The 9,759-nt window shown below is 65.8% G+C and carries 10 protein-coding genes; 3 read left to right on the top strand and 7 right to left on the bottom strand.

Going from position 1 to position 9,759, the window contains the following annotated elements; genetic code table 11:
- The first annotated feature begins 66 nt into the window (after positions 1 to 66).
- Entirely contained in the window at positions 67 to 2,424 is a 2,358-nt protein-coding gene (locus LRA87_RS14970; protein ID WP_230632633.1) for a putative bifunctional diguanylate cyclase/phosphodiesterase, read from the top strand.
- A 16-nt stretch (positions 2,425 to 2,440) separates the two neighbouring features.
- Here LRA87_RS14970 and LRA87_RS14965 read toward each other — a convergent pair whose 3' ends face one another.
- From LRA87_RS14965 to LRA87_RS14935, 7 genes are all read right to left on the bottom strand, one after another.
- On the bottom strand, positions 2,441 to 2,794 hold the full coding sequence (locus tag LRA87_RS14965; protein WP_230632631.1) for a DUF3140 domain-containing protein: 354 nt from the start codon (positions 2,792 to 2,794) through the stop codon (positions 2,441 to 2,443).
- Positions 2,795 to 2,924: 130 nt separating this feature from the next.
- A complete protein-coding gene (locus tag LRA87_RS14960; protein ID WP_230632629.1) occupies positions 2,925 to 3,203 on the bottom strand; it encodes a hypothetical protein in 279 nt (92 codons plus the stop codon).
- The gene (locus tag LRA87_RS14955; RefSeq protein ID WP_230632627.1) at positions 3,203 to 4,129 is read right to left on the bottom strand and encodes a hypothetical protein; all 927 of its coding nucleotides are present in this window, start codon (positions 4,127 to 4,129) and stop codon (positions 3,203 to 3,205) included. The genes LRA87_RS14960 and LRA87_RS14955 overlap by 1 nt, the downstream gene beginning before the upstream one ends.
- Before the next feature lie 204 nt (positions 4,130 to 4,333).
- Positions 4,334 to 5,728, bottom strand: coding sequence for a dihydrolipoyl dehydrogenase (gene lpdA / locus LRA87_RS14950; RefSeq protein WP_230632625.1), 1,395 nt, complete (start codon positions 5,726 to 5,728; stop codon positions 4,334 to 4,336).
- Between the two features lie 37 nt (positions 5,729 to 5,765).
- Positions 5,766 to 6,149 carry an acyl-CoA thioesterase gene (locus LRA87_RS14945; protein ID WP_230632623.1) on the bottom strand — a complete coding sequence of 128 codons (384 nt, stop codon included), beginning with the start codon at positions 6,147 to 6,149 and terminating at the stop codon, positions 5,766 to 5,768.
- The gene (locus LRA87_RS14940; RefSeq protein WP_230632621.1) at positions 6,146 to 6,346 is read right to left on the bottom strand and encodes a hypothetical protein; all 201 of its coding nucleotides are present in this window, start codon (positions 6,344 to 6,346) and stop codon (positions 6,146 to 6,148) included. The genes LRA87_RS14945 and LRA87_RS14940 overlap by 4 nt, the downstream gene beginning before the upstream one ends.
- Before the next feature lie 7 nt (positions 6,347 to 6,353).
- Positions 6,354 to 7,706, bottom strand: coding sequence for a pyruvate dehydrogenase complex dihydrolipoamide acetyltransferase (locus tag LRA87_RS14935; protein ID WP_230632619.1), 1,353 nt, complete (start codon positions 7,704 to 7,706; stop codon positions 6,354 to 6,356).
- A gap of 110 nt (positions 7,707 to 7,816) precedes the next feature.
- Between LRA87_RS14935 and LRA87_RS14930 the strand changes: the two genes are divergently transcribed.
- Both LRA87_RS14930 and LRA87_RS14925 read left to right on the top strand, forming a co-directional pair.
- Positions 7,817 to 8,272, top strand: a complete 456-nt coding sequence (locus LRA87_RS14930) for a universal stress protein (protein ID WP_230632617.1) — start codon at positions 7,817 to 7,819, stop codon at positions 8,270 to 8,272.
- A gap of 55 nt (positions 8,273 to 8,327) precedes the next feature.
- On the top strand, positions 8,328 to 9,614 hold the full coding sequence (locus LRA87_RS14925; protein ID WP_230632615.1) for a M20/M25/M40 family metallo-hydrolase: 1,287 nt from the start codon (positions 8,328 to 8,330) through the stop codon (positions 9,612 to 9,614).
- Positions 9,615 to 9,759 lie beyond the last annotated feature (145 nt).

Genomic DNA, 9,759 nt, shown 5'->3' with positions numbered 1-9,759 from the left:
CGTTTTTCGACCGCCGGGACCCGCTCATAACGATACGTCAACCTCACCCGCTTAATCGCTGATCGGGTGAGCCAGGATATCGCCCCCGCCACGGATCCGACCGCGATCCGCTTCTCGCAATTGCTCGGCTTCAGCGATGGTGCCGACGCCGCGCAATGGGCCCGCATCCGTTCGACCCAGCTGGACGCGGGGCGTCAGCTCGCGCTGTTCCTGCTCGCCGCCAATTTGAGCGCCGCAGCGATGACCGTGTCGCTGTTCGCCGACGAAGTGCGGCATATGCTACTCACCGGATGGGCGGCACTGGTCGCGATCGTATCGGTGGCGGTTGCCGTTCGCCGCCTGTCGACCCGCCACCGCGACGGGGGCTATGCGACGCAGGCCGATCTTCGAACGACCGCAATCGAAGGCGTGGCACTTGCCGCGGCCTGGTCCATCCCCTGCCTCGTCTTCGATCCGCATCCGGGATCGAACAGCGCCTATGTACTGTGGATGATCCTGTCGGTGCTGATGACGGCCGGCGCGGTCGCCATGGCACCGTTGGCGCTGGCGACGATCGCCTTCGTCGGCGGTCTGGGGACCATCGTCACCGCAAAGTTACTGCTGCTGCACAGCTTCGCCGCCGCCGGTGCGACTTCGCTGTTCACGGCGATGCTCGTCATCATCTGCCTCAATCGCGCGCGTTCGCTCGTCGTGATCCGCGCGAGCCAGATGGCGCTGGGCGAGCGCGACGAGACGGTCAGCCTGTTGCTGCGCGAGTTCGAGGAGACGAGCGCGGACTGGCTGTGGGAAACCGACGCCGCCCGCCGCGTGATCAAGGCGTCGCCGCGCTTCGCCTATGCCTGCGGTCTCGACCCGGTCACGATCGAGGGTATGCCGTTTCTGCAGGTGCTCGCCGGGCCGACCTGGGAATCCGGCAATTTTTCGGCCGGGCTGCGCAGCCTCGCCGACAAGCTCAAGACGCGCGAAAGCTTCCGCGATCTGCGTTTGCCGCTCGACGTGCGGGGCGAGGAGCGGTGGTGGGAACTCGCCGCGAGCCCCCGTTTCGACGAGACCGGGTCGTTCTGCGGCTTCCGCGGTGTCGGCTCCGATGTGACCGAACAGCGCGCCTCGGCGGACAAGATCAACCGGATGGCTCGGTTCGACACGCTGACGGGTCTGCCCAACCGCCTGATGGTCAACGAGACGCTCGTCCGCGCGATGGCGGATGCCGACAAATGGGGCCGGCGCTGCGCGTTCATGATGATCGATCTCGATCGATTCAAGGCGGTCAACGACACGCTGGGCCACCCGATCGGCGACCGTCTGCTGGGTCGTGTATCCGAACGGCTCGGCCAGTTGATGAGCGAAAACGAGATGTGCGGGCGTCTGGGTGGCGATGAATTCGCCGTCGTGATGCGCGATGCGACAAATACCGCCAAGGTGGAAGGCCTCGCCCGCCGGATCATCGAAACGCTGTCGCGCCCCTATGAAGTCGACGCGCACACGCTCTACATCGGCGCCTCCGTCGGGCTGGCGATCGGGCCGCGGGACGGACGAACCGCGGAGATGCTGATCCGCTCCGCCGACCTTGCGCTATACCGTGCGAAAGATGCGGGCCGCGGCGTATACCATGCCTACGAGCCCGAACTGCATGTTCAGGCGGAAGAGCGCCGCGTGCTCGAGATGGCACTGCGACAAGCGCTCGATAACGGCGAGATGCATCTTCACTATCAGCCGGTCGTCGATGCGGGCACCGGCGGACTGAAGGGGTTCGAGGCGTTGCTGCGCTGGCAAAGCCCGCAATTCGGCAACGTTTCGCCTGCCAAGTTCATACCGCTTGCCGAAGAGGCGCGACTGATACAGCCGATCGGCGAATGGGTGTTGCGCACTGCCTGTGCCGAGGCGGCGACATGGCGGTCGGATGTGCGGATCGCGGTGAACGTGTCCCCCGATCAGTTGCAGAACCCCCATTTCGTCACGGTCGTGACGTCGGCCCTGGCCAATTCGGGCTTGTCGGCGGAACGGCTCGAACTGGAGGTGACCGAGAGCGTCTTCATGCATGAAGGCCTCGGTGCGACCAAGGTATTGGAGCGCATCCTCGACCTTGGCGTCCGGCTCAGCCTGGACGATTTCGGGACCGGCTATTCGTCGCTGGGGTATCTGTCGCGAACGCGCTTCTCATCGATCAAGATCGATCGCAGTTTCGTTCAGGGCGCGTCCAAGGGTGTGAAGGAGGCGATCGCGATCATCCGCGCGGTCGTGGCGCTGGCCCAGAGCCTCGGCATGGCGACCACGGCCGAAGGCGTCGAGACCGAGGCCGAGCATCGGATGGTCCAGGACCTGGGCTGTACCAAGGTGCAGGGCTATTATTTCGGGCGACCGCTACCCGTCGACGAGGCGCGGTCCCTGGCTACCCGCCGGTGGGACGATACGGCGGCAGCCTAGCCGTGAAGGGTGCGGGTCACGTCTTCATGGGATCGTGGCCCCAGTTCATCAGCGAATAGCGCCAGTCGCTCCGGGCGACATCGTCGGCTGGACCGCCCTGCGCCAGATGGCGGTGAACGTATCCGACGACCTTTTTCATATGGGCATAATCGTCGTCGGTGAGATCGGCCTTCTTCGTCCGCTTGATCGCGACGATCCGTTTGCCGGAGCGATGCCCGACGCTTTCGCCCGATCCTTTGCCATCCTCGCCCTTCCAGCCGACCCGCTTGCTATCGTCGCTCTCGAGGAAGCGCTCCAGTTCGGCGGGCGCCATGTTCACCGCGTCGCTGAAGTCCTTGTAAGTGTGTTCGTGATCGGTGTGCGTCGTCATGGCCTTCTCCCGGCGATTATCGTGCGATTCACGGAACCGCACGGTCCCACCGATAACGCGAAACGACGAACCGGGTGCCGGACGTGCTGCACGATCCGCAAGCCGCGCAGCAGCTCACGCCAGATCGAGCCTATGCAGCAGGCATGCGATAGGCGGTGACGGTCTGCATCTGGCCGGTTACGAAGACGATGTCGGTGTCGATCACCACACCGGGCGGCTGGGCCAGCGGCATGCCGGGACAGAGCAGGATGTTGCGTGTGCCCGCCTGATCGGTGTCGTAGCTGCCGATCGTCTCCCCTGCCTGATTGCCGATACCGATCAGCGCCTTGCGCGGCCCATCCAGCTCCGTCAGGGCCAACTGCAACTCGGCCAGGCTCAACGATGCGTCGAACGCCTTGTGCTTGATCATCAGAACGCCACCTTCGTTTCCGAGGAAATACGGGTCATCAGCGCCGTCATCGCGCTACGGGTGCAGTAGATCGCTTCCACGCGATCACTGATCGCGTTCGCCTGATCCGCAACGGGCAGAGCCGGGTCGGACCCGATGAGGGTGCTGATGTCCTGCAACGTCTTCGCGTCGGCCGCGAGTGCCGGCTGCAACCGGTCGATTGCCGCCGCGAAAGTATCCCAGTCCCGCCCCACACCTTGCTCCGGACGGCTGCAAGCCGGCGTGACGTTCTCGTACTTCGCTTCCGCCTTCGCCTGTTCCTTTGTTGCGGAAGCGGTAAGCTGGCCGATCGCGGAATCGATGCTGGCGCTGTTCTGGTACGCGAACAGATCGACGACCGCCTGTGCGAGCGGATACGCCTTGGTGTCGCGCCCGAGCCCCGCCATGATCGGTGTCCGCGCGGCGATCCTCTGCGCATCCATGCTGGCGAGGATGGCAGGCAGCGTGCGCTCGAAGTACACCTCCTTGCTCAGAGCCGCCTTGGTTCCCGTCAGTCCGGCCCCACCCGCCGACAGGACATTGGCCAGAGAGGTGGTCACCACCGATCCGGCACCCGTCAACGCGAGCACCCCGAGCTCCAGCCCGAAATTGGCGCCTTTGGACTGGGCGGACAGCTTGCTGCGGAATTGGAGATAGCGGGCGTCGATCGCCGCCATCTGCACGGCAATGAACGCATCGCGATACGACTTCGACACGTCGGACGAGGCTTCGATCCTGTCCGCCGCCATCGCGAGCCCGTATTTTCCATCGGACGCGAGATCGACGATGCTACGCAGCGGAATAACCGTTTTCGGCACGCCTGAAAACGAGGCGCATCCGCCCAGCATGGCAGGCAAGAGCCACAACGCACCTGCGCAATAGCGTGGTGTCGCAATCGTCCTCGTCATATGTCAGCTCCCCCCGCCATCGACTTAAAGCCGACTGGAGGAAGCTGCACGCATCAGGTCCGATGCACAATGGCCGGTGCGGCCACACCCGGTACAAGTGCGGCCGTTTTGGATGTACCGCCGGTACCTAGCAGGCCCGGACTGGCTGACGGATACGCTGTGCCCGGCATGATCCGCGTCTCCGCCCGCGAATGCGGTTCGACTCTAGAAGTGAATCGCCCGATTGTACGACGACAATACGCTCTCATGCATCATTTCGCTCAGCGTCGGATGGGCGAACACCGTCTCCATCAATTCATGCTCGGTCGTTTCAAGCTGGCGCGCGATGACATAGCCCTGGATCAGCTCGGTTACTTCGGCGCCGACCATGTGCGCGCCGAGCAGTTCGCCGGTCTTGGCATCGAACACCGTCTTGACGAAGCCTTCCGCCTCGCCGAGCGCGATCGCCTTGCCGTTGCCGATGAAGGGGAATTTGCCCGCCTTCACCTCGTAACCCGCTTCCTTGGCTTTGGCCTCGGTAAAGCCGACGCTGGCGACCTGCGGGCGCGAATAGGTGCAGCCCGGGATGTTCCACGTCTCGAACGGATGCGGGTTCTTGCCGGCGATCTGCTCGACGCAGACGATGCCCTCGTGGCTCGCCTTGTGCGCCAGCCACGGCGCGCCGGTGACGTCGCCGATCGCATAAATGCCCTCGACGTTGGTGCGGCCATAGCCGTCGACCTTGATATGGCCGCGATCGGTTTCGACGCCCAGCGCTTCCAGACCGATGTTCTCGGTGTTGGGGACGATGCCGATCGCAACGATGGCATGGCTGAACTCGGTCGACGTCACCTTGCCGTCCGCACCCTTGATCGCCGCGGTGACGCCGTTCGCACCGGTTTCCAGCTTTTCGAGGCCGGACTTGGTGAGGATCTTGATGCCCTGCTTGGTCAGCGCCTTGTGCATGAATTCGCTGACTTCGGCATCCTCGACCGGCAGGATGCGGTCGAGCATTTCGACGATCGTCACGTCGGCGCCCATGTCGTTGTAGAAGCTCGCGAATTCGACGCCGATCGCGCCCGATCCGATGACCAGAAGCTTGGTCGGCATCACCTCCGGCACCATCGCGTGGCGATAGGTCCAGATGCGCTTGCCGTCGGCCTTGGCGAACGGCAGATCGCGGGCGCGTGCACCGGTGGCGATCATGATGTGCTTGGCTTCGAGGTCGAGCGTCTTGTCGCCCTGCTTGACCTGCAACTTGCCCTTCCCGGTGAGCGCGCCGACGCCTTCGAAGACCTGGACCTTGTTCTTCTTCATCAGGCCCTTGACGCCGGCATTGAGCTGCCCCGCCACCTTGCGGCTTCGATCGACGATCTTGCCGAGGTCGAACGAGACGTTGTCCGCCTTCAGCCCGTAAGCATCGGCATGGGTCATGTAGTGATAGACTTCCGACGTGCGCAGCAGCGCCTTGGTCGGGATGCAGCCCCAGTTGAGGCAGATGCCGCCCAGCCGCTCGCGCTCGACGATGCCGACCTTCAGGCCGAGCTGGCTCGCGCGGATCGCCGCGACATAGCCGCCGGGACCGGAGCCGAGGATAAGGAGGTCGAAGGTATCAGCCACGTTGGGAGGTCCTTACCGGGGAGGTTTCAAACAAATATCAGGCGAGCGGCGCGACGGGGCGCGGCTTGCGGTCGGCGTCGGTGGCGACGAAGATGAAGCGCGCCTGCGTCACTTTGCACGCGTCTTCGGCATGACGGGCACGGCGCCACGCCTCGACCTCGATCGTCATCGACGTGGTGCCGACCGCGGCGAGCCGACCGTAGACGGACACTTCGTCGCCGACGAGCACCGGCGCGTGGAACTTCATCGCATCGCAGGCGATCGTCACCGCCCGGCCACGGGCGTGGCGCGACGCCACCGAACCGGCTGCCAAATCCATCTGGCCCATCAGCCACCCGCCGAAGATGTCGCCATAGGGATTGGCGTCGGACGGCATCGCAGTGACGCGGATCGTCGGCGACCCCTCGGGAAGGCCGCTCATGCGCGCCTCCGGTCGATCGCGCGGGCGCGGCGCAGCGGGCCGATGCCCATCAGCACCGTCGCCAGCATCGCCCCCGCGCCGCACCACCAGATCACGTCACGTCCCAATGGATAGGCCCAGGCTGCGGCCCACGTCATCGCCACCGCCGCCACCAGCCCGGCAGCGATGTAGAGCAATTCGACCGTGGTCCGTGCCATCGCGAGATCAGGCGAGCATGCCGAGCGGCCGCTCGACCAGCTCCTTGAACACCTTCATCAGCTGGGCGCCGTCGGCACCGTCGATCGCACGGTGATCGAAGCTGCCGGTCGCGGACATCACGGTCGCGACCGCCAGTTCGCCGTTCACGACATACGGCCGCTTCTCGCCTGCGCCGATCGCCATGATCATGCCCTGTGGCGGGTTGATGACCGCCTCGAACTGCTTGATGCCGAACATGCCCATGTTGCTGATCGACGCGGTGCCGCCCTGGAATTCCTCGGGCTTCAGCTTGTTCTCCTTGGCGCGGGCCGCAAGGTCCTTCACCTCGGTGGAGATCGCCGACAGGCTCTTGGTGTCCGCACCCACGACGATCGGTGTGATCAGGCCCGACGGCGTCGACACCGCGACCGACACGTCGGCGCGCTTGAAGCTGATCAGCTGATCGGGCGTGAACATCACGTTGCACTTCGGCACCGCGATCAGCGCGACGCCCAGCGCCTTCACCAGCATGTCGTTGACCGACAGCTTGACGCCGCGGCTCTCCAGCGACGTGTTCAATTCGCCACGCAGCTTGAGCAGCGCGTCGAGCTGGATATCCACCGTCAGGTAGATGTGCGGCACCGTCTGCTTCGATTCGGTCAGGCGACGCGCGATCGTCTTGCGCATGTTGCTGAGCTTGGTCGCCTCGTGCGGGATATCCGGCACGGCGGCGGGCTTGGCAGCAGCGACGGGCGCGGCGGCAGCGGGCGCAGCGTCGCTCTTGGCAGAGGCAGGCGATGCGGCGGCACCGGGCTTGGCGCTGTCGACGTCGGCCTTGACGATGCGACCGTTCGGACCTGATCCGGTGACGCCCGACAGTTCGATGCCCTTTTCGGCGGCGATGCGGCGGGCGAGCGGGCTGGCCTTGACGCGCTGGCCATCACCACCCGAAGGCGCAGCACCGGCGTCGGCGGGCTTGCCGTGATCCTCGGCTTGCGTGACATCACGCTCGGCGGGCTTGGCCTCGGTGCCGGTCTTGTTCGGATCGGTCGGCTCGGGACGGCCCTTGAACTGGTCGTCGGCGGGCTGGGGCGTCTCGCTCTTTGCCGCGGGAGCCGATACGGCGGACGCATCCTCGCCCTCTTCGGCCAGGATCGCGATCACCGCGCCGACCTTCACGCCATCGGTGCCCTCGGCGATCACGATCCTGGCGATCACGCCTTCGTCGACCGCCTCGAATTCCATCGTCGCCTTGTCGGTTTCGATCTCAGCCATGATGTCACCGCTCTTGACGGTGTCGCCTTCCTTGACGAGCCACTTGGCGAGCGTACCCTCTTCCATCGTCGGCGACAGCGCGGGCATCTTGATCTCGATCGACATGCAGGTCCTCTTGCCTGGGGAGCAGGTATTCCCCTTCGCCCGCAGAGGCCAAGGGGTCAAGCCTTGCGCGTCGGGAAGCCGCGGGCCACGTAGCGGAAAAGGGGTCAGCCATGCGCATCTATCTGGTCGTCATCGACGAAAGCCCGGAGGCGGAGATCGCCCTTCGCTTCGCCGCGCGTCGCGCGGTAAAGACCGGAGGCGGCGTGGAAATCCTGACACTGATCCCGCCGCAGGAGTTCATCGCATTCGGCGGCGTACAGGCGACGATCGAGGAAGAGGCGCTGCTGCACGCCGAGGGGCTGGTCGCCGCGGCAGCAGGGACTTTGGTCGAGGAATCGGGACTGAAGCCGGCGATCACCGTCCGCCAGGGCGAAGGACCGAAGATCATCCGCGACATCATCGCCGCCAATCCCGATATCGCTGCGCTGGTGCTGGGCGCGGCAGCGAGCGGCGCGCCGGGCAAGCTGGTCGCCCATTTCGCCGGGACCGACGCCGGCGCGCTGCCGGTGCCGGTGATGATCATTCCGGGATCGCTGACCCGGGAGGCGATCGACCGCCTGAGCTGATCTGCGCATAAACGAGGGCTTGAGCCGACGCGCGGAGCGGGCCACACCGGTCGGCATGTCCATGCTGATCCTGATCGCCGCAGCGGCGGCTCCTGCTCCCGCCCTTCCCCAGCCCAACCCCGCCCGGTTGCAGAGGGACGTCGCGGCGATGGTCGGCTTCGGTACGCGCCACACCCTGTCCTCCACGACCGATCCGAAACGCGGCATCGGTGCGGCGCGCAACTGGGCGGCGAAGCGATTCGAGGCGATCGGCCGCGAATGCGGCGGCTGCATCAGGGTCGAGCGGATCAGCCGCAGCTTCACCGGTCCGCGCGCGCCTAATGGCGTGGTGGTCGAGGACGTGCTCGGGATCCAGCCGGGGCGCGACCCCGATCGCGTCATCATCATCGGCGGGCATATCGACAGCCGCGTCACCGACGTGATGGATGCGACCAGCGATGCGCCGGGCGCCAACGACGATGCATCGGGTGTGGCGCTGGTGCTGGAAGCGGCGCGATTGTTGTCGAAGCGCAGGTTCGACGCGACGATCGTCTACGTCGCCTTTTCCGCCGAGGAGCAAGGGTTGTGGGGCGCGGAACTGCTGGCGGACACCGCGCAGAAGCGCGGCTGGAACGTCACCGCAATGCTCAACAACGACATCGTCGGCAACTCGCTGGGTCAGGGCGGCGTGGTCGACGCCAACCGCGTGCGTGTGTTCTCGGAGGGCATTCGCGCATCGGAAGACCTGCCGCAGCAGCAGCGCCGCCGCGGCGAAGGTGGCGAGGACGACGGCCCCAGCCGCGCGCTCGCCAAGACGATCGACGGCATCGCCGATGCGATCGCCGGCAGGTTCGACGTCGTGATCGATCGCCGCCCGGACCGCTTCGGGCGTGGCGGCGACCACGAACCCTTCCTGAAGCGCGGCTATCCTGCCGTCCGCTTCTCGGTCGGCGCGGAGAATTGGGACCGCCAGCATCAGAATTTGCGGACAGAGAAGGGCGTCGTCTACGGCGACACGATCGAGGGGATGGACTTCGCCTATCTGGCGAAGGTGACCGCGATCAACGCGGCGACGATCGCCCGTCTCGCCGCCGCGCCTGCCGCCCCGGCGACCGTGGGACTGGTCGGCGACCTGTCGCGCGACACGCAGGTCAGCTGGACCCCGGTGCCGGGCGCCGCCGGCTATCGCATCCGCTGGCGGGCGAACGACACGTCCGCATGGGCCAAGTCGCAGGATGTGCAGGGAAGCAGCGCGGTCCTGAAACAGGTGCCGGTCGACGACAATTTCATCGCCGTATCGGCGCTCGCGGCGGACGGGACGGAAAGCTTGCCGACCTTCGGCGGGCGCGCCCCGCGGAGATAAGGGGCAGGCAGGAGCGGAGTGTCGCCGCAACCCGCAGCCGGCCGCGACGACCGGGTTTGCTCCGCGTCACCGGCACGCATTGCAGCCGGACATGACGATGCCGTCCTGCGCGGCGTTCATGCAGGACGGCATCGCCTCGACCCCG

Source organism: Sphingomonas sp. Leaf37, assembly GCF_920939475.1.
Lineage (GTDB): Bacteria > Pseudomonadota > Alphaproteobacteria > Sphingomonadales > Sphingomonadaceae > Sphingomonas.
The sequence above is the reverse complement of the archived record's forward strand: the minus strand, read 5'-3'. Positions and strand labels throughout refer to the sequence as shown.

Bases quoted from the DNA above. Each gene is read 5' to 3' on its own strand.
- LRA87_RS14965 (WP_230632631.1), bottom strand. From the start codon at position 2,794: ATGACGACGCACACCGATCACGAACACACTTACAAGGACTTCAGCGAC.
- LRA87_RS14960 (WP_230632629.1), bottom strand. From the start codon at position 3,203: ATGATCAAGCACAAGGCGTTCGACGCATCGTTGAGCCTGGCCGAGTTG.
- LRA87_RS14955 (WP_230632627.1), bottom strand. From the start codon at position 4,129: ATGACGAGGACGATTGCGACACCACGCTATTGCGCAGGTGCGTTGTGG.
- LRA87_RS14945 (WP_230632623.1), bottom strand. From the start codon at position 6,149: ATGAGCGGCCTTCCCGAGGGGTCGCCGACGATCCGCGTCACTGCGATG.
- LRA87_RS14940 (WP_230632621.1), bottom strand. From the start codon at position 6,346: ATGGCACGGACCACGGTCGAATTGCTCTACATCGCTGCCGGGCTGGTG.
- LRA87_RS14935 (WP_230632619.1), bottom strand. From the start codon at position 7,706: ATGTCGATCGAGATCAAGATGCCCGCGCTGTCGCCGACGATGGAAGAG.
- LRA87_RS14930 (WP_230632617.1), top strand. From the start codon at position 7,817: ATGCGCATCTATCTGGTCGTCATCGACGAAAGCCCGGAGGCGGAGATC.
- LRA87_RS14925 (WP_230632615.1), top strand. From the start codon at position 8,328: ATGTCCATGCTGATCCTGATCGCCGCAGCGGCGGCTCCTGCTCCCGCC.